At 72.9% G+C, this 19362-nt stretch carries 16 protein-coding genes; 4 read left to right on the top strand and 12 right to left on the bottom strand.

The features are described from left to right. Positions 1-2 precede the first annotated feature (2 nt). A complete protein-coding gene (locus G6W55_RS14075; RefSeq protein WP_078637042.1) occupies positions 3-386 on the bottom strand; it encodes a BlaI/MecI/CopY family transcriptional regulator in 384 nt (127 codons plus the stop codon). A gap of 166 nt (positions 387-552) precedes the next feature. Between G6W55_RS14075 and G6W55_RS14070 the strand changes: the two genes are divergently transcribed. Further along, positions 553-1128 (top strand): TerD family protein, encoded by a 576-nt coding sequence (locus G6W55_RS14070; protein WP_175521168.1) that lies wholly within the window; start codon positions 553-555, stop codon positions 1126-1128. A 48-nt stretch (positions 1129-1176) separates the two neighbouring features. Here the strand turns inward: G6W55_RS14070 and G6W55_RS14065 are convergent, their stop codons facing one another. The 4 genes from G6W55_RS14065 to G6W55_RS14050 form a co-directional block, all read right to left on the bottom strand. Beyond that, complete coding sequence (locus G6W55_RS14065) at positions 1177-1566, bottom strand: luciferase family protein (protein WP_175521167.1); 390 nt, start codon at positions 1564-1566, stop codon at positions 1177-1179. A gap of 149 nt (positions 1567-1715) precedes the next feature. Beyond that, a complete protein-coding gene (locus tag G6W55_RS14060) occupies positions 1716-3692 on the bottom strand; it encodes a hypothetical protein (protein ID WP_175521166.1) in 1977 nt (658 codons plus the stop codon). Positions 3693-3819: 127 nt separating this feature from the next. Beyond that, complete coding sequence (locus tag G6W55_RS14055) at positions 3820-4539, bottom strand: TIGR03943 family putative permease subunit (RefSeq protein WP_175521165.1); 720 nt, start codon at positions 4537-4539, stop codon at positions 3820-3822. After that, positions 4536-5603 (bottom strand): permease, encoded by a 1068-nt coding sequence (locus tag G6W55_RS14050; protein ID WP_175521164.1) that lies wholly within the window; start codon positions 5601-5603, stop codon positions 4536-4538. Before G6W55_RS14050 ends, G6W55_RS14055 begins: the two co-directional genes overlap by 4 nt. A gap of 180 nt (positions 5604-5783) precedes the next feature. On the opposite strand from G6W55_RS14050, the gene G6W55_RS14045 reads away from it, so the two are divergent. Beyond that, the gene (locus tag G6W55_RS14045; protein WP_175521272.1) at positions 5784-7673 is read left to right on the top strand and encodes an NAD(P)-binding protein; all 1890 of its coding nucleotides are present in this window, start codon (positions 5784-5786) and stop codon (positions 7671-7673) included. 909 nt (positions 7674-8582) lie between these two features. Here G6W55_RS14045 and G6W55_RS14040 read toward each other — a convergent pair. After that, the gene (locus G6W55_RS14040) at positions 8583-10409 is read right to left on the bottom strand and encodes a prolyl oligopeptidase family serine peptidase (protein ID WP_175521163.1); all 1827 of its coding nucleotides are present in this window, start codon (positions 10407-10409) and stop codon (positions 8583-8585) included. Positions 10410-10532: 123 nt separating this feature from the next. Between G6W55_RS14040 and G6W55_RS14035 the strand changes: the two genes are divergently transcribed. Next, positions 10533-11378 (top strand): SURF1 family protein, encoded by an 846-nt coding sequence (locus tag G6W55_RS14035; protein ID WP_175521162.1) that lies wholly within the window; start codon positions 10533-10535, stop codon positions 11376-11378. Here G6W55_RS14035 and G6W55_RS14030 read toward each other — a convergent pair. From G6W55_RS14030 to G6W55_RS14015, 4 genes are all read right to left on the bottom strand, one after another. Beyond that, positions 11348-12379, bottom strand: coding sequence for a hypothetical protein (locus G6W55_RS14030; RefSeq protein WP_175521161.1), 1032 nt, complete (start codon positions 12377-12379; stop codon positions 11348-11350). The genes G6W55_RS14035 and G6W55_RS14030 overlap by 31 nt on opposite strands. A gap of 305 nt (positions 12380-12684) precedes the next feature. Further along, on the bottom strand, positions 12685-13260 hold the full coding sequence (locus tag G6W55_RS14025) for a SigE family RNA polymerase sigma factor (protein WP_175521160.1): 576 nt from the start codon (positions 13258-13260) through the stop codon (positions 12685-12687). Positions 13261-13699: 439 nt separating this feature from the next. Continuing rightward, positions 13700-14776 carry an aspartate-semialdehyde dehydrogenase gene (locus G6W55_RS14020; protein WP_175521159.1) on the bottom strand — a complete coding sequence of 359 codons (1077 nt, stop codon included), beginning with the start codon at positions 14774-14776 and terminating at the stop codon, positions 13700-13702. Further along, positions 14773-16065, bottom strand: a complete 1293-nt coding sequence (locus tag G6W55_RS14015; RefSeq protein ID WP_175521158.1) for an aspartate kinase — start codon at positions 16063-16065, stop codon at positions 14773-14775. Before G6W55_RS14015 ends, G6W55_RS14020 begins: the two co-directional genes overlap by 4 nt. Positions 16066-16285: 220 nt before the next feature. Between G6W55_RS14015 and G6W55_RS14010 the strand changes: the two genes are divergently transcribed. Continuing rightward, a complete protein-coding gene (locus G6W55_RS14010; protein WP_244368233.1) occupies positions 16286-17428 on the top strand; it encodes a Fic family protein in 1143 nt (380 codons plus the stop codon). Between the two features lie 334 nt (positions 17429-17762). Here G6W55_RS14010 and G6W55_RS14005 read toward each other — a convergent pair whose 3' ends face one another. Then, positions 17763-18836, bottom strand: a complete 1074-nt coding sequence (locus G6W55_RS14005) for a Dyp-type peroxidase (protein ID WP_309243712.1) — start codon at positions 18834-18836, stop codon at positions 17763-17765. 37 nt (positions 18837-18873) lie between these two features. Further along, on the bottom strand, positions 18874-19362 hold the full coding sequence (locus tag G6W55_RS14000; protein ID WP_175521157.1) for a hypothetical protein: 489 nt from the start codon (positions 19360-19362) through the stop codon (positions 18874-18876).

The raw sequence follows: 19362 nt of genomic DNA, 5'->3' as shown, positions 1-19362 counted from the left end.
ACTCAGTCGGCCTCCGGCCGGTCCAGCAGCTCGCGCAGCAGCCGCTCGTCGTCGGGGCCGAGACCGGTGACGAAGCTGGCGAGCACCGCCCCGCGGTCGCGCTCGCCGTCCAGCACCCGGCGCATCCGGTGCGCGGCGAGACCGGCCTCGTCGGACGCGGCGAGCCAGGCGAAGGAGCGTCCACAGCGCTCGCGGGTGACCGCGCCCTTGCCGAGCAGCCTGGTCAGGATGGTGATCACCGTCGTATAGGCGAGGTCGCCGCCGAGGCGTTCCTGCACCCAGCCGGCCGTCACCGGTTCGCCGGCCTCCCGCAGGGCCGACAGCACCAGTGCCTCCAGCTCGCCCTGTCCCCGCCGTCGGGGGCGCTGCCGGTCGTCGTCCGTCACGCCCTGTCCCCTCTCCGCCGCCGCCACCGTCCGTTTCCCGGTCGGCCATCGTATCGACGCCTGCCCCGGAATCGCGGAAGCCCGGTCCCGTATATCTACAGTGCTGTAGATTCAAGATCGGGTCCGGGGCACCGGGCCGGTCGCGCACGCCGAGGAGGAGCACACCGTGGGAGTAACCCTGTCCAAGGGCGGCAACGTCTCGCTCAGCAAGGAGGCGCCCGGACTGACCGCCGTGCTGGTCGGCCTCGGCTGGGACGTCCGGACGACAACCGGCACCGACTACGACCTCGACGCCTCCGCGCTGCTCCTCGACGCGTCCGGCAAGGTCCTCTCCGACCAGCACTTCGTCTTCTACAACAACCTCCGCAGCCCCGACGGGTCCGTCGAGCACACCGGTGACAACCTCACCGGCGAGGGCGAGGGCGACGACGAGTCGGTGAAGGTGAACCTCGCCGCCGTGCCGGCCGGGGTCGACCGGATCGTCTTCCCGGTCTCGATCCACGACGCCGAGAACCGCGGGCAGAGCTTCGGGCAGGTCCGCAACGCGTTCATCCGGGTCGTCAACCAGGCCGGCGGCCAGGAGATCGCCCGCTACGACCTGTCCGAGGACGCCTCCACGGAGACGGCGATGGTCTTCGGCGAGCTGTACCGGGCGGGCGCGGAGTGGAAGTTCCGCGCCGTCGGCCAGGGATACGCCTCCGGCCTGGCCGGGATCGCGGCGGACTTCGGCGTCAACGTCTGACGGGAGTGCGGGCGGCCGGGAGGAGTACGGAACTACACGGAGCGCGCGTCAGAGACGCGCCCGATGCGAAAGCGCCGCCTCCCGGCGGTCGTTGCAGCGGACCGTCGGGGTCTCGGTCGTGGCCGGCCAGGTGTGGTGGGCCTTGAGGGCCGCGCTCATCAGGGTCATCAGCAGACCGATGTCCGCCTCGCACTCCATCCGGACCGTCACCCAGTGCGAACCCGGCACCAGCCGGATCGCCGTGGAGTGGCCGAGGTCGTGCTCGAAGCGGCGGATCGTTCCGGCCGTGAGGTGCAGATCGACGCTGCGCCCCGAGTGGAAGTGCGCGATCTCGGCCCTGGTCGAGCGCAGCGCCCGGCCGGTGCCACAGCTCGGCCGGACCTCGGTGAGGTCCGGCCAGGTCGTCAGTCGGTTCAGGGCATGCCAGGCCGCCGTCATGCCACCATCATGGGGTGATCACCCCCCGGCCACCAGAGTTTGCGGGAGACTTAACCGCGCCGTAGCGCGGAAATCCCCCGCCCTGGGAACAGCCTCGGGAGCAGTCCCGGGACCAGCCATGCGGCCGGCCCCGGAAACCCCGCGGAGCGTCAGCGCACCGTGACCGCCGCCGTCGTCGCCGAGCCGTTCGTCCAGGCCGTGCGACGGGCCGTCACCTTCACGGTGATCTTCTTCCCCTTGTCGGCCTTGGCCAGGACGTACGTGGACCGGGTGGCCCCCGTGATCGCCTTGCCGTCGCGCAGCCACCGGTAGGTGTAGGACGTGGCGGACGGCGTCCAGGTGCCGTGGTTCGCGGTCAGCTTGCGGCCGACCTTCGCGGTGCCGGAGACCGAGGGCGCCTTGGTCGGCTTGAGCGCGGGGCCCGCGGCGACCGTGACGGCGGCGGAGGTGGAGACCACCGAACCGGCCGGGTTGGCGGCGGTCGCCCGGCAGGACACCTTGTGGGCGTGGTCGTCGGCGGTCAGCTTGCGCGTCTTCGCCGTCGCGCCCGCGATCGCCTTGCCGTCCCGCAGCCAGGACCAGGCCGTGGTGACGCGGAGGCCGGTCGCGGTGGCGGAGCAGGTGAGCGTGGAGCCGGTGCGCGCGGTCCCGGAGAGCGTCGCCTTCTGGGTGACGACCGGCTTGGCGAGCAGCGTCTGCGAACGGCCCCACAGGCGGGAGGTGTACGCGCCGCCGCCCGGGTAGGCCGCCTCGCGCCACACCACCGTGGCCCGGCCGTCGGGGCCCGCGGCCACCTCGCCGGTGAGGGCGTCGGTGTTCGGGACGGCGGGCACGGACGCGCCGTTCACGGCGGTCGCCGCGCTCCAGGCGCCGTTCGAACGGACCGCCCACTGGAGGGAGTTGTCGTTCCCGTTGTCGATGGACGGCGTCTGCGGCCAGACGACCTGGACGGTGCCGTCGCCGCCGATCGCGGCCGAGACCTGCCACTTCACATAGCCGGTGGAGAGGGTCTTCGGCTGGGACCAGGTGCCGGTCGCGGCGGCGCGGGTGACGGTCTGGACGACCGGGGTGCCAGCGGCGGCGCTCCAGCCGGTCCACACGTAGGTGACATCGCCGTCGGGCGCGGTCAGCGGGCCGCTGTCGTCGCTCGGGCGGACGGCGGCCGCGGCGGTCTGCGCGGTGCCCCACGCGGCCGAAGGGGTCTTCCTGGTCACGGACTTGAGGTCGCCGGTGCCCGTGTCCGGGTCGGTGACGTCGAGCCAGAGCACGGTGGTCGCGTCCTTCGCGTCCATCGTCACGCGCACGTCCCCGACGGAGGCGTCGGCGCCCGGCAGCGCGGCCGCGCCGCTCCAGACACCGGCGGCGGTGCGCGTGGCGGTGGTGACGGCGTGGGCGCCGGTGAAGAAGTCGTAGGCGTCCCAGACGACGGTGGCGGCGCCGTCGGGCGCCACGGCGAGCGCGAGGTCGTCCACCGAGCCGGTGGTGACGCCGCCCAGGGTCTTCGGCTCGGACCAGCCGGTGGCGCCGGGCGCGAGGGTGGCGCTCACCACGTCGAACTGAAGCGCACGCGAGCCCTGCGTCCATACGGCGGTGAGGGTGCCGTCGGCCGCGGCGGCGACCTGGGGCGTGGAGAGGTTGAGGCCGTCGTGGGCGGTGAGTCCGGCCGGCGCCGACCAGGTGCGGGCCTTCGGGTCCCAGGTGGCGGCGAGGGCGGTCAGCGAGCCGTCCGTGCCGCTGCCGGCCACCCAGGTCACCACGGCGCGCCCGTCGGGGGCCACGGCGAGCCGGGCCTCGGCGCTCGCGCCGACGCCGGTGAGCAGGGTGTGCGGGGCGCTCCACGTGTCACCGTCGGCGGCCTTCACCGCCGCCCGTATCTCCCAGGTGGAGGCGCCGGCCGCCTTGTCGCGCCACAGGGCGAACGCGGTGCCGTCGGCGGCGGTACGGACGTCGATCAGACCCTGCTGCCCCTGGTCGCCGGTCAGCGCGGTGGCGGTGCCCCAGGGGCCGGCGGAGGCGGGGTACCCGGCGGCGGTCGCGGGCAGCAGCGTCAGCGCGGTCACGGCGGCGGTCGCCGCGGCGGTCACCGCCACCGAGGTGGCCCCGCGTCCCCGAGCGTTCAGTGTCATGACAGCAGCCCCCACTCCCCCGTCGGTCCCTCGCGGGACCCGGATCCCCTCAGCCTGGTCGCCGATCATGGTGCCGGCGAGGCCGACAGTACCCGGCGGCCGCGCGTACGGGCAGGTCAAGGGGCGCTCAGTTGTTCCAGGACTCGTCGTACGGGTCCCGGGGTGCCTTCACCGGCTCGGCGGCGGTCACCTTCAGGAACGGGATCGGTCCGCCGTTGACCGGGTCCTCGGTGCGGCGCGGGGTGTAGGTGCCGGTGACGGTGAGCCAGGTGTCCGGCTGGAGCACGGGCGGGATACGGCCGGTGAGGGCGACCTTGACCGGCTGGGCGTCCGCGGCGCAGCAGTTGAGGGCCATCCGGATCAGGTACGGGGTGCCGTCGTGGTCGAGGGCGACGAACCCGGTGACCTCGACCTCGCGGCCCGCGAGGGTGCGGCCGTGGTCGTAGACGGCACGGCCCGCGTAGTCGACGAGGCTCAGGCTCAGCGGGCCGGTGGCGGGGAGCGGCGGGTAGGCCAGGGGTTCCTGGAGGGCCGTGCCGGTGCGGGTCGCGCTGTAGGAGCCGAGGGCGGGCGGGGCGACGAGGATCAGGGCGAGCAGCGGGAGGACGAGCAGCCAGGAGACGCGGGGTTCGGGGTGGACGTGGGCCCCCTCCGCCCCCTGCGCCTTGGCGCGGCGGCGTTCGTACCGGACCGTCGCCAGCGCCGTGACGATCAGGACGGCCCCGGCGGCCAGCACCAGCGGGCGCAGGCCGGACTTGACGTAGCGCAGGTAGAGGTCGGTGGTGCCGGCGTGCAGCAGGGCCGCGCCGAGCAGGAACAGGACGGCGGCCTGGGACTGTCGGTTCACAGCAGGACCGCTCCCGTCAGGACGGCGGACGCGACGGCCAGCACGAAGGTCATGGGCGCGAAGCGCAGGGCGAAGGCGCGGCCGAAGGTGCCCGCCTGCATCGCGAACAGCTTGAGGTCGATCATCGGGCCCACGACGAGGAACGCCAGCCGGGCGGTCAGCGAGAACTGGGTGAGGGACGCGGCGACGAACGCGTCCGCCTCCGAGCAGATGGACAGGACGACGGCGAGGACGGACAGGGCGAGGACCGCGATCACCGGGTTGTCGGCGGCCGTGCGCAGCCAGCTCTCCGGGGCGACGGCCTTCAGGGTGGCCGCCGCCGTCGCGCCCACCACCAGGAAGCCGCCCGCGTGCATCACGTCGTGACGGACCGCGTCCCAGAACGCGGCGCCCTTGGTCTGCCCCTCGTGGTGCGCGTGCGCCGGGGGCCGCATCCAGTCGGTGCGGCCCACCCGCTGCCACAGCCAGCCCATCGCGCAGGCCACGAGGAGGCTGGCGGCGAACCGGGCCACGACCATCTCGGGGTTGCGCGGGAAGGCCACCGCGGTCGCCGTCAGCACGATCGGGTTGATGGCGGGGGCGGAGAGCAGGAAGGCGAGCGCGGCGGCGGGGGTCACGCCCCGGCGGACCAGGGCGCCGGCCACCGGGACCGAGGCGCACTCGCAGCCGGGCAGCACCGCGCCCGCGACCCCGGCGACCGGTACGGCGAGCGCGGGGCGGGAGGGGAGCGCGCGGGCGAAGAAGGACGGCGGGACGTAGACCGCGATGGCCGCCGACAGCAGGACGCCGAGCACCAGGAAGGGCAGGGCCTGGAGCACGACCGCCACGAACACCGTGGTCCAGCTCTGCATCACGGGGGCGGACAGGGCGCGGCGGACGGGGCTCTGGAGCAGGACGAGGAGGACCAGGACGAGGGTGAGGACGAGCGGGGAGGACAACCGCGGCGGTGCCGGGGGCTCGTCGCGCGGGGTCTTGTCGCGCGGGGTCTTGTCGCGCGGGGTCTTGTCGCGCGGGGTCTTGTCGCGCGGCGGGTCGTGGCGCGGGGCCTTGTCGGTGACGGCCACGTCCTGAACACCTCCGCCTGTCTGTCGCTTTCGTCTGTCGCCCTGGCTCCCCCTGCATACGGTCGTTGCACACCGCATGTTCACCTCCGGCGTGGAACCTGCCGGCCGGGTGAGGCAGTCTTCTCCCTCGTGGGGAGCCTTCCGAATCAGGGCCGGGCGCCGGGCGGCGCCGGAGCGCACATGGTGGTGTGCGGCGACGACGGACTCGCGCACCGGCTCGCCGCCGAACTGCGGGGAGTCTACGAGGAGCAGGTCACCCTCGTCGTACCGCCCGCCGACCGGGTGGCGCGGCCGCCGGTGGTGGGGCGGGCCCGTTCGGTGTCCGCGGCGCTGCTCGACCGGATGGTGAGCGCGGCCGTCGGCCGGGCGGGCGGCGGCAACGGCACCTCGCCCTCCGGGGGTGAACCGGGCGGCGGGGAGAGGACGTTGGAGGCGGTCGAGGCCACCGAGGCGGTGCTCGCCGAGGCGGGGGTGGGGCGGGCGGCGGCGCTGGCGCTCGTGTACGACGACGACGAGACCAACATCCGTGCCGCGCTCACCGCCCGCCGGCTCAACCCGAGGCTGCGGCTCGTCCTGCGGCTCTACAACCGGCGGTTGGGTGCGCACATCTCCGAACTCCTCGACCAGGCGGCCACGTTGGTCTACGGCGACGAGCCGGGGGCCGGGATCGGGGACGCGTCCACGACCGTACTGTCCGACTCGGTGACCGCCGCGCCCGCGCTGGCCGCGGCCGCCGTCGTCGGGACGACCCGGGTCGTGCAGACGGACGGGCTGATGCTGCGGGCGGTGGAACGCCCCGCGCCCGGGCCCGGGGAGAGCGCCGTACCGGACGGTCTCGCCACGCTCGCGCTGCTCTCCGCGCCGGGCAACGACCCCGCCTACGCGGACGGTTCGGAGGACAGCGGCGACCAGGGGCCCCAGTTGCTGCCGGACGCGGCGGCGGAGCGGGCGGCGGCCGGGCGGCGCGGTTCGGTGGTGCTGGAGCAGGTGTCGTACTCGGCGGGGTCCGCGCTGCCGTCCGGGCGGCGGGGCGGGGTGGTGCCGTTCGCCTCGCTGTTCTCACGGCGGCTGCGGTGGTCGCTGGCCGGGCTCGTGGGGTGTGTGCTCGCGCTGGCGGTGGCGCTGGGGCTGGTGACCGGGGTGCATCCGCTGGGGGCGCTGTATCTGACGCTGCTGGACCTGTTCGCGATCAACGAACCGGCGGTCGGGGCCTCCACGGCCCGGCAGGTGCTGCAACTCCTCACCGGGCTCATGGGGTTGCTGCTGCTGCCGGTGCTGCTGGCGGCGGTCCTGGAGGCACTGGGCACCTTCCGCGGACCGGCGGCGGTACGGCGGCCGCCGCGCGGGCTGAGCGGGCATGTCGTGCTGCTCGGGCTGGGGAAGATCGGCACCCGGGTGCTGATCCGGCTGCGGGAGCTGGAGATCCCGGTGGTGTGCGTCGAGGCCGGGCCGGAGGCACGCGGGGTCGCGGTGGCGCGGCGGCTGCGGGTGCCGGTGGTGCTGGGGGACGTCACGCAGGAGGGGGTCCTGGAGGCGGCGAAGATCCACCGCGCGCACGCGCTGCTCGCGGTGACCAGCTCCGACACCACGAACCTGGAGGCCGCGCTGTACGCCCGTACGCTGCGGCCCGATCTGCGGGTGGTGCTGCGGCTGTACGACGACGACTTCGCGACGGCGGTGTACCGCACCCTGCGGGCCGCGCACCCGCAGGCGCTGACCCGCAGCCGGAGCGTGTCGCACCTGGCGGCGCCGTCCTTCGCCGGGGCGATGATGGGCCGGCAGATCCTGGGGGCGATCCCGGTGGAACGCCGGGTCCTCCTCTTCGCCGCGCTGGTCGTCGGCGAACACGCCCAGCTCACCGGCCGCACGGTCGGCGAGGCGTTCCGCGCGGGCCGCTGGCGCGTCCTCGCCCTGGACACGGGCGAGGAGGGACACGGCGGCTCGGGCCTGATCTGGCAGCTCCCCGACACCTACGTCCTCCGCGACGAGGACCGAGTGGTCCTGGCCGCCACCCGCCGGGGCCTCGCAGAACTCCTGGGCCGCCGGGGCCGGGGCGCCGGCCGCGCGTAGTTCCGGGCGATACGACCGCGCACCACGGCCCCGGCGCGGCCCAGCGGAGCGGCCGGTCCGACCGGCGACGGGGACGCCCTCGCCGAGACCTCGGGGAGCGCCGGAAGCACCGGGCAATACGACCGCGCACCCACCGCCCCGGCAGGACCCCGCCGAGCGGCCGGACCGACCGGCGGCGGAGGCGCCCTCAGCGAGACCTCGGGCAGTGCCGGAAGCACCGGGCAGTACGACCTCGCACCCACCGCCCCGGCAGGGCCCCGCCGAGCGGCCGGACCGACCGGCGGCGGAGGCGCCCTCAGCGAGACCTCCAGGAGCGCCGGAAGCACCGGGCAGTACGACCTCGCGCCCACGGCCCCGGCGCGGCCCCGCGAAGCGGCCGGACCGACCGGCGGCGGAGGCGCCCTCAGCGAGACCTCCAGGAGCGCCGGAAGCACCGGGCAGTACGACCTCGCGCCCACGGCCCCGGCCAGGCCGACCCGCGACGGGCGCTCCCTCGGCGAGACCTCGGGGAGCGCCGGAAGCACCGGGTGGCACGGCCTCGCACCCACAGCCCCGACGCGGCCCACGGGGCGGCGGGGCCGACCGGCGGTGGGCGCTCCCTCAGCCAGACGTCGGGGAGCGCGCAAGTACCGGGCGCCGCGGCCGCGCCAGAGCCTCCGGAGCTGCCGGAACGGGGCTCCGGGACGGCTAGGGCCTCTCTTTCGGATCTTGCCGGGGGGCGCGCCGAGACGCACCGGCACTCGGAGCCGGCCAGATCCGAAAGAAAGGCCCTGGCGCCGGGCACCGGGGCCCGCCCGGCGCCGCTCGCCCCGCCGAACCACCGGAGCCACCGTGCCGCCCCGACGGCCGAGGCCGGCCCCGGGGCAGTCGGCTCCGGGGCGCCGGGGCCCGCCCGGGGTCGCCCGTGACCTACCTCCCCGACACCCCCAGATGGCGTTCGGCGAAGTCGAGTTCCAGGCGGACCTGTTTGATGCGTTCGTCGACGACCAGGGAGCCGTGACCCGCGTCGTAGCGGTAGACCTCGTGTTCGGCGCCGCGCTGTTCCAGGCGTTTGACGTAGTTGTCGATCTGGCGGATGGGGCAGCGGGGGTCGTTGACGCCGGCGGAGATGTAGACCGGGGCGGTGACCCGGTCGACGTAGGTGAGGGGGGAGGACGCCTCGAAGCGGTCGGGGACCTCCTCGGGGGTGCCGCCGAGAAGGGTGCGGTCCATCGCCTTCAGGGCCTCCATCTCGTCGTGGTAGGCCGTGACGTAGTCGGCGACCGGGACCGCCGCGATGCCCAGCGCCCACGCGTCGGGCTGGAGGCCCAGGCCGAGGAGGGTGAGGTAGCCGCCCCAGGAGCCGCCGGTGAGGATCAGCCGGGCGGGGTCGGCGAGGCCGGAGGAGACCGCCCACTGCCGTACCGCCTCGATGTCCTCCAGCTCGATCAGGCCGACCCGCACCTTCAGCGCGTCCGTCCAGGCCCGGCCGTACCCGGTGGAGCCGCGGTAGTTGACCCGGATCACCGCGTAGCCGTGGTCCACCCAGGCCGCCGGCGCCGCCGCGAACGCGTCGCTGTCGTGCCAGGTCGGGCCGCCGTGGATGTCGAACACGGTGGGCAGCGGACCGGTCGCGCCGGCCGGCTTCTGCACGAGGGCGTGGATACGGCCGCCGGGGCCCTCCACCCACACGTCCTCCACCGGCACCGAGCCGGGCGACTTCATGCCGGGCGGGTCGAGGACCGTACCGCCCGCCGTGGAGCGCACGGTGGGCGGCTGGGCGGCGGAGGACCACAGGTACTCCACGCTGCCGTCCGGCCGGGCCGTCGCCCCCGACACCGTGCCCGCGGGGGTCGGCACCTTCTCCAGGCCGCCGCCCGAGAAGTCGTAGCGGAACAGCTCGCTGCGCGCCTCGAAGCTGTGCACGATCAGCAGGCCCGAGCCGTCCGGGTACCACTCGGCGCTGACGTCGCCCGGCAGGTCGAGCGCCAGGTCCGTCTGGGTGCCCGACGCCACGTCCCACACCAGGGGCTCCCAGCGGCCCCGCCGCTGATGCCCGATGAGCAGCCGGGTGTCGCCGTCCACGGGCGCGAAGCCCAGCACCTCCAGGCCCAGTTCCCGGGTGCCGCCCTCGGTGTCGTCCAGCTCGGCGACCGTGGTGCCGTCCGGGCGCAGGACGCGCAGCGCGGAGTGCATCGCGTCGCCGTGCTCGGTGTGCTCGACGGCGATCAGCCGACCGTCGTGGGAGAGGTCGCCGACGCCCGCCGACTCCCGGTGGCGGTACAGCTCGAACGGCGGCTCGCCGGTCCGCGCGACATGGATCGTCGTGCCGTCCTCGTCGGTGGAGCGGCCCACCACGGCCGTCCGCCCGTCCCGGCCGAGGGCGAGGCCCGCCGGGTAGGAGGGGTCGAGGCCCGGCGTGGCCAGTTCGTCCTCACCGCCCTCGAAGGGCTGGCGGCGCCAGACGCCGAACTCGTCGCCGTCCTTGTCGTCGAACCACCAGATCCACGCGCCGTCCGGCGAGAGCACGCCGTCCGTCGTGCCGTTCGCCCGGTTCGTCACCTGACGCTGCTCCCCGGTGGCGCGCTCCCAGGCATACAGCTCATACGTCCCCGTCGCGTTGGACACGAACAGGGAGCGGTCCGGCGCGTCCTCCGCCCAGTCGGGCAGGGACACCCGGGGCGCCCGGAAGCGCTTCTCCCAGGCCGGCATCTCCTCGGTCCGCTCCGGCGCGGCGGACCCGTTGCTCTCAGTCATGGCCCCATACTGCCCGCCCGCGCCGACAAACGATCCACGTCGCACCCAGCCTGTGGACGAGTTCGCACCAAGCTCTCACCCCCGCCACCCGGCCGCACCCGGCCGCCCCGTACCGTGGGGGGCGTGTACCGGTTCCTGCTGACGCCCCGCTGGTGGGGGATCAACGTCTTCGTGCTGCTGGCCATCCCCTTCTGCGTGTTCATGGGTTCCTGGCAGCTCAGCCGGTTCGAGTCGCGGGTCGACGACTCGCGCGTCGCGAAGGAACGCGCCGAGGCCGCCCGTACGGACCCGGCCCGGCCGCTCGCCGAACTGCTCCCGGTGGACAAGGCGACCGCGGGCAAGCAGGTCACGGCCTCGGGCCGGTACGCCGGGCAGCTCGTGGTGCCCGACCGCGAGGTGGACGGCCGCAGCGGTTTCTACGTCCTCGGCCTGCTGCGCACCGACGGCGGCGAGGTGCTGCCGGTCGTGCGCGGCTGGCTGCCGGGCGGCCCCGAGGGGGCGAAGATCCCCGCGGCACCGGCCGGCGAGGTCACCGTCACCGGCGCGCTCCAGGCGTCCGAACAGCCCGGCGACAACGGCGTGAGCGCCCGCGGCGGCCTCCCCGACGGCCAGACGGCGGCGATCAGCGCCGCGTCCCTCGTCAACCTCGTGCCGTACGACGTCTACGACGCCTGGGTGACCCTGGCCACCGCCGACCGGGGGATGACGACCGTCCCGGCGGGCACGACACCGGGCACCGGGCTCGATCTGAAGGCGTTCCAGAACCTGGGCTACACGGGCGAGTGGTTCGTGTTCGCCGGGTTCGTGGTGTTCATGTGGTTCCGGCTGCTGCGCCGCGAGGTGGAGTTCGCCCGGGACGCGGCTCTCGGGATCGCTCCCGCGGAGAGCCCCGCCCCGGCCGTCACGACCGCCGTTTCCGAGAAGGCCCAGGACGAGGCTCAGGACGAGGCGAGTACGCCCGTCCGGTAGACCGTGCCCGCGCAGGCGCCCGGCACGGTCGCGGAGACCGACGGGCCGCCGCCCTCGGCCGTGTGGGTGACGACGACGCTGCCGTCGGCCGGGCCGTCCTCGGTGAAGAGCTGGGCCGTGGTGCCGGTGCCGGTGTCGCCGGTGGTGCTGACCGGTTCGGTCGGCGAGGGCGAGGGGGAGGACGCGCCGCCGGTGCCGCCCCCGGTGGTGCCGCCCGTGCTCGGGCAGGTCTCGGAGGGCACGAAGGCGAACTTCACGTCGTAGGCGGAGCCCGGTGCCAGCAGGTACGGGCCCACGTACAGGGAGGGGTCGGGCAGGGCGGCCGCCGCGTCCCCCGAGGCGTGCGTCACTACGCTGATCTTCGCGGCGTCGGCCGCGCCCAGGGCGGCGGTCGTCAGGGAGACGGCACCGCCGACCGTGCAGCCGGTGGTGGAGACGTTGCTGACGCGGAAGCTGCCGTAGACGACACCGCCCGCGTCGGGGACGGCGACCGTGGATCCGCCGGAGCCGAGCTGGGCCGGTGTGCACGCCGGTGCGGACGCGGCCGAGGTGGCGTCGGGGTCGGTGCCGCTGCCGGCGCCGGTGCTGTCCGTGCCCTTGGTCTGCCCGGTGTCGGTGGCGCCACCCGGGTTCTGCTCACCGGTCGTACCGGAGGAGTCGCCGGCCCTGCCCGAGGAGCCGCCGTCCGGGCCCTTGCCCTGACTCGCGCCCCCCTGCGCCTGGGATGCCTGGCCGGCGATGGAAGGGTTGGCGTCGGAACCGCCCGCGCCCGACACGTGCAGCACGGCCGGTACGGCGGTGCCGACGAAGAGGGCCGCGGCGGCCATACCGACGGCGGCCTGCCGCTTACGGGCCCGGCGGGCGGGGACGGCACGGCGGAGCTGGTCCAGCGTCCCGTCGCGCGGTTCCATCTCCTGGACCGCCTGGTGCAGCATCCGGCGCAGTGCCAGCTCGTCCGAGTCGAGCCCTTCGGGGCCCTGGTCGTCGAGGTGGTGGTTCACGGTTGAGTTCCCAGCGTGCGAGGGCTTCGGCTGTCGGGGGGACGGGACGGACGGGCCGGGCACCGACGCGAATCCGGCGAACGGAGCGGGCCGCCCGGCGGAATCGGCCGCACCCGGCGCGCCGGGGCGCGAGCCGGCCGACGGCTCGGTGGGCGACGCGCCCGACGGCTCGGGGCGGGGCCCCGTGGGCGATGCGGAGCGCGCGTCAGAGTCGGGACCGTCGAGCGGTGCCGACGTGGACCCGGTGGTGTCGGAGTCGTGCGGTTCGGGAGGCTCGGGGGTGTCGCGTCCCTCGGGATGGTCGCTCACGCCGGGGCCTCCATGGCTATGCGCAGGGCCGCGATGCCGCGGGAGCCGTACGCCTTGACCGAGCCGAGGGAGATGCCGAGGGTCTGGGCGACCTGGGCCTCCGTCATGTCCGCGAAGTAGCGCAGTACGAGGACCTCGCGCTGGCGGCGCTGGAGGCCCTTCATCGCCTTGATCAGCGAGTCGCGCTCCAACTGGTCGTAGGCGCCCTCCTCCGCGCTGGCCATGTCCGGCATCGGCTTGGACAGCAGCTTCAGTCCGAGGATGCGGCGGCGCAGGGCGGAGCGGGAGAGGTTGACGACGGTCTGGCGCAGATAGGCGAGCGTCTTCTCCGGGTCACGGACCCGCTTGCGCGCGGAGTGGACACGGATGAACGCCTCCTGGACGACGTCCTCGCAGGAGGCGGTGTCGTCGAGAAGGAGGGCGGCGAGGCCGAGCAGCGAGCGGTAGTGCGCCCGGTAGGTCTCGGTGAGGTGGTCGACGGTCGTCCCGGCGGCCACGGACTCCTCGGCGCCGTCACGCTGACTGGGGATGCGGGCGGGCCGCGCGGCGGGCATGGGCGCGATCACCGGCATGCCGCCGGGTGCCCCTGGCACGCGGGGGCGGAGGGCGACGCGGGGCGGCCGTAGAGCCGTGCCGCGGGTCGCCGCTGGGAAGTCGAGTACCTCTGCCACGCCAGTTGGACACGCGTCCCCCCGAAGGGGTTGTACGCGTCTGCCGTCCCTTTCGCGGCGCACCGCGAAACCGGCACCGTTCTCATCCGTCCCGCTCTTCCCCTATATGGCATATACCGCATATGTACGAGCGCCCCCACGCCCGGACCACCGCGTCCCCGCCGTGATCGTGCACACCCCTGCGCCACCCGAAGGGTGACGGCAAAGACGCTCCCCGCCCGGCGCACGGTTGCGGAGAACGGGGAGGGAAATGCTTGAGCGCCAATCTTCGGTGGTCAAAGGTGTCCGATACAAGTGATCAGCGCCATCGACCGGCTCACACCCGCTGTCACACCCGTCCTCAGACCCGTTCCGCCGCCACCAGCTCGGCGATCTGCGCGGCGTTCAGCGCGGCGCCCTTGCGCAGATTGTCCCCGCAGACGAACAGTTCCAGGGCCGTCGGATCGTCCAGCGCCCGGCGCACCCGGCCCACCCAGGTCGGGTCGGTGCCCACCACGTCGGCGGGCGTCGGGAACTCCCCCGCCTCCGGGTTGTCGAAGAGGACGACCCCGGGCGCGGTGGCGAGGACCTCGCGGGCCCCGGCGACGGTGACCTCGTCCTGGAAGCGGGCGTGCACGGTCAGGGAGTGCGTGGTGACGACCGGGACCCGTACACAGGTCACGGCCACCGGCAGCTTGGGCAGTCCGAGGATCTTGCGGGACTCGTCCCGCACCTTCATCTCCTCCGACGACCAGCCGCCCTCGCACGCCGTCCCGGCCCACGGGACGACGTTCAGCGCGACCGGCTCCGGGAACGGCCCCGTGTTGTCGCCGACCGCCCGCCGCACGTCACCGGGGTGGGTGCCCAGTTCGGTGCCCGCGACCAGCGCCATCTGCTGCCGCAGGGTCTCCACCCCGGCCCGCCCGGCCCCGCTGACCGCCTGGTACGACGACACCACCAGCTCGCGCAGCCCGTACGAGGCGTGCAGCGCGCCCAGGGCGACGATCATCGACAGGGTGGTGCAGTTGGGGTTGGCGACGATCCCGCGCGGCCGCGCGTGCACGGCGTGCGGATTGACCTCGGGGACGACCAGCGGCACGTCCGGGTCCATCCGGAACGCCCCGGAGTTGTCCACGACGACCGCGCCCCGGGCCGCGGCGACCGGGGCCCACTGCGCGGCGATCTCGTCCGGTACGTCGAACAGCGCGATGTCGACCCCGTCGAAGACGTCCTCCGACAGGGCCAGCACCTCGGTCTCCGTGCCGCGCACGGCCAGCTTGCGGCCGGCCGAGCGCGGTGAGGCGACGAGACGGATCTCGCCCCAGATGTCCGCCCGCTGGGACAGGATCCGGAGCAGGACCGTGCCGACGGCTCCGGTCGCTCCCACGACCGCGAGCGTCGGCCGGGACGTCCGCGCGTCCGACGTCCCCGGGGTCAACGTCCGGTGCCTCCGTAGACGACGGCCTCGTCGCTGTCGGAGTCCAGTCCGAAGGCGGTGTGCACGGCGCGCACGGCCTCGTTGACGTCGTCGGCGCGGGTGACGACCGAGATGCGGATCTCGGAGGTCGAGATCAGCTCGATGTTCACGCCCGCGTCCGACAGGGCGGTGAAGAAGTCGGCCGTGACGCCCGGGTTGGTCTTCATCCCGGCGCCGACCAGGGAGATCTTGCCGATCTGGTCGTCGTAGCGCAGGGAGTCGAAGCCGATGCCGGCCTTGTTCTTCTCCAGGGCGTCGATGGCCTTGCGGCCCTCGGCCTTGGGGAGGGTGAAGGAGATGTCCGTGAGGCCGGTGGAGGCGGCGGACACGTTCTGCACGATCATGTCGATGTTGATCTCGGCGTCCGAGATCGTCCGGAAGATCGCGGCGGCCTCGCCCGGCTTGTCCGGCACGCCGACGACCGTGACCTTGGCCTCGGAGGTGTCGTGCGCGACACCGGAGATGATGGCCTGCTCCACCTTCTGATCCCCTCGCTGCTGTGTCTTTTGAATGCGTGGCTCACTGCTGACCCACGTGCCCTGAAGCCCGCTGAAGCTGGACCGCACATGGATCGGGATGTTGTAACGGCGGGCGTACTCCACACAGCGGTGGAGCAGCACCTTGGAGCCGGACGCGGCCAGCTCCAGCATGTCCTCGAAGGCGATCCAGTCGATCTTCCGGGCCTTCTTGACCACCCGCGGGTCGGCGGTGAACACACCGTCGACGTCGGTGTAGATCTCGCAGACCTCGGCGTCGAGGGCGGCGGCGAGGGCGACGGCCGTGGTGTCACTGCCACCGCGGCCGAGCGTGGTGATGTCCTTCTTGTCCTGGCTGACGCCCTGGAAGCCGGCGACGATGGCGATGTTGCCCCGGTCCAGCGACTCCCGGATGCGGCCCGGCGTGACATCGATGATCCGGGCTTTGTTGTGGACCGAGTCGGTGATGACGCCTGCCTGGCTGCCGGTGAAGCTCTGGGCCTCGTGGCCCAGGTTTTTGATCGCCATGGCCAGCAGCGCCATGGAGATCCGCTCTCCGGCGGTCAGCAGCATGTCGAACTCACGTCCGGCAGGCATCGGTGACACCTGCTCGGCGAGATCGATCAGCTCGTCCGTCGTGTCGCCCATCGCGGAAACGACGACGACCACCTGGTGGCCGTTCTTCTTCGCTTCCACGATTCGCTTGGCGACGCGCTTGATGCCCTCGGCATCGGCTACGGAGGAGCCTCCGTACTTCTGCACGACAAGGCCCACGTGCGCTCCTCGCTCAGTTCGTCCCTTTTCCGCACATACGCCGTTGTACCGCGGTCGGCTCAGTCTAACGAGCGTCCGGATTCCACCCCCCGAGTACCGCATCGTGAGATGTGCCGGACACCCGCCCGCTGATCCCCCTGCCCAGCGATGAGCGAGTGAGACTGTGCGCTAGGTCTCAACTCGCCTTGACTCAATGACACAATCATCGTGTCATTGCTTCATGCTGTACTCGACTCCACGTTTGGACGCCGACGATCTGCGGGTGCTCGATGAGGTCGAGGCCATGCGCCGCGCCCTGCGCCACATGCTGCGGGCCACTCCCCGCTGGACGCGCCAACTACGCCGCAACCTCACCGCACGCGCCATCGCGGGGTCGAACACGATCGAGGGATACGCCGCGACGGTCGACGACGTGGAAGCCCTGATGTCCGGCGAAGAACCCCTGGAGACCGGGGACCGGACCCGCGCAGAGCTTGAGGGCTACCAGCGAGGCACGATCTACATCCAGGCCCTCGCCGACGCCGGTGACGATTTCCGGTACGACGCCGGCCTGCTCAACGGCCTGCACTTCATGCTCCAGGGCCACCACCTCGACAAGCGACCCGGCCGCTGGCGGGACGGCCCTGTCCACGTCACCAGCCCCGACGACCCCTTGGTACCCGCCTACACCGCCCCCGACCACGCGGAAGTCCCCGTGCTGATGCGGGAGTTCATCGACTGGCTCAACGACGGCGATCGCGATGCGCCAGTGCATGTCCGCGCCTCGATGGCCCACCTCAACCTCGTCAAGATCCATCCCTGGAAGGACGGCAACGGGCGCATGTCCCGCGCCCTGTCCACGTTGGTCTTCTCCCGCGAGGCGCTGATGCCGCCCGAGTTCTCCTCGATCGAGGAGTGGCTCGGACGCGGCCAGAACACCTACGCCTACTATCAGGTCCTTGAGGACGTGGGCGGTCCCCGCTGGAGCCCTGAACGGGACACCCACCCCTGGATCCGGTTCTGCCTGTCCGCGCACCACCGCCAGGCCCAGCAGGCCCAACGGCGTTTCGAAGTGATGTCCCGCGCTTGGACCCACCTGGTCGAAGCCGTCGAGAAGACCGGCCTGGACGAGCGTGTCGTCTACGCACTGCTCCCGGCCTTCTCCGACGCCAAGGTCCGCCGCACCGTCTACCAGCAGGACGCCGACCTCAGCGACCAGCAGGCCATCCGCGACATCCGCGAACTCGTCACTCGCGGGTGGCTCGTCCCCCACGGCAAGGCCCGTGCCCGGTACTACGCTCCCGGCCCGCTCATGAGCCCCGTCCGGGACGAGATCCGGCAGTCGCTGGAGCCCTATGTCGATCCCTATCACCGGTCTCGGTGACCAGACCCCCTATCGAAATCCCGCCCGGACAAGGCCACGCGTTCGGGGCTCAGACCCCCGGGGTCCCTCGCATGATCGTGTTCTGCGCGTCGGGATCGGCCGCAGCCTGGCCGTCATGGACGACCATCAGCATCACCGGGACTCCCAGTTGGCCCGTGGTGAACATCATGGACTCACTCTTGGTCCAGGCCGCCCTGGCCTGGCCGAGCACCTGCACCGCGTACGACTGGCTGGTGTCTGCGAGTTGTGAGGGACCGTGCTGCCGCCGGTTCGCTTTCCCTCAAACCCACACTGAGGCGCAGCGGTGTGCGTGTAGGCATGACGATGCGAGTCTTCAAGTGAATGCGCTGAGCCACTTGCCGCCGGGTGGAGGGACGAAAAAGTAACCGCCGCCGACGGTCAGGGCGTACTTGGCCATCGCCTCCCCCTCCAGCCGCTTCTGCACAGCCTCGAAGCCTTCCGCCAAGTCGCGTTGGAAGCAGGAGAAGATCAGGCCCTGGTCGTCGGTACCACGGCGGTAGTTGTAGCCGCGCCGAACCAGGGGCGGGGGATGGCGGCGGTCGGGGGCGGCCCTGCGGACGTGGGAATCGAGCGGTGTGGTGGTGCCGTGCGGATCGGCGGCGAAGACCGGCCGTTCGGCGCTGGGCGTGCCGTCCAGCCAACGGCCGTCCCTGCGCCGCCCGATGATGCGCTCCTGATCGTGGACGGTGTCGCGGTCCCAGAAGCCGGTGGCCAGCCGGATAATGCGTACTACCTGGTAGCTGCCCCCGATCGCCCAGGCCGGCTCGCCCTGGTCCGCTGTGACGACGGCGCGTTCGGTGACCTCGGCGGAGGTGGCGGGGTTGCCGTATCCCTCGGTGAAGTGGAACGGGTTGCGAGCCAGCCCTCGGCCGTCCTCCGTGCGGTTTTCCGGACGCACACCGTCAAGACGCCAGCGGACCCGCCACCGCGCCAGCCCGCGAACGGCTCGCTCGGCAGCGTCCCGCACCGCACTGGTCGACGTCCCGGTGATCTGAAGCAACAGATCCCCATGCGACTGCTTCGGATCCAGTACGTCGCCGGAGAAGACGGGCATCCTCAGCAGTTGCCGCGGCCTGGCGTTCGGCTCCGCGATGGCCCCTTCGCCCAGCGCCAACCAGGCAGCGATCCCACCGCCATCCAACGCCGCGACCACCTGCTGCGCGGCGTGCAGCGCGTGAGCGCGGCCACCTTTCCCCCGCACGAGGTCGAGAGCGATGACCTGTGTATACGGCAGTGGGGCCACATCGCGCAGATGCGCCGCTCCGGGGCTGTGGTGACTGGATGTGCCGCGCATGGAGGTGACGGCTGCCACGGTGAGGCCGCCGGTGCCGACTGCGGCGGCGGCAATGGAGGCGCGCAGGACACCCCGCCTGCTTGTCACGGTCACCGACCATGCCCCCGCTCGGCCCGGACCGGGCGGAGCGTCACCGGCCCTCCTCCGCGGCGAACGCCTCCAACAGCTTGGTGGCGGCCTCGGCGACGTCGGGATCCACGGAGTCGGCCAGGCCTTCGATGATGTGACGGCCGTCCAGCACCGCGCGGTGCGCGTCGTTCTCCCACTGGACCTTGTGGGTGTAGTTGTCGGCGTACTTGGGCAGTGCACCCGCTGCGGAACGGCTCCACTCCTGCGAGGAGTAGATGTTGAGCAAGAGCTTCAACGTCTCGGCCTTGCAGGCCACCTGCGGAGCCCCGGCCAGCTCCAGCAGGAACGGCACGGTCGGAGCGGTGGCCTCGGAGATGACGAAACCCAGCTCGCAGACGAGATCGGCCAGGCGGTCCAGGGCCAGATCGCCGTTCTCGCGGTCCGCCCAGGCCGCCTTGGACAGCAGACCGGGGATGTCCCTTGCCGAGCCCCTGGGCACTTCGAGGGTGCCCCAGGGAATACGCTGGAGCCCCTTCAAGATCGTTCCCAT

The sequence above is a fragment of the Streptomyces sp. CAI-85 genome, assembly GCF_013363615.1.
GTDB lineage: Bacteria > Actinomycetota > Actinomycetes > Streptomycetales > Streptomycetaceae > Streptomyces > Streptomyces antibioticus_B.
The sequence above is the reverse complement of the archived record's forward strand: the minus strand, read 5'-3'. Positions and strand labels throughout refer to the sequence as shown.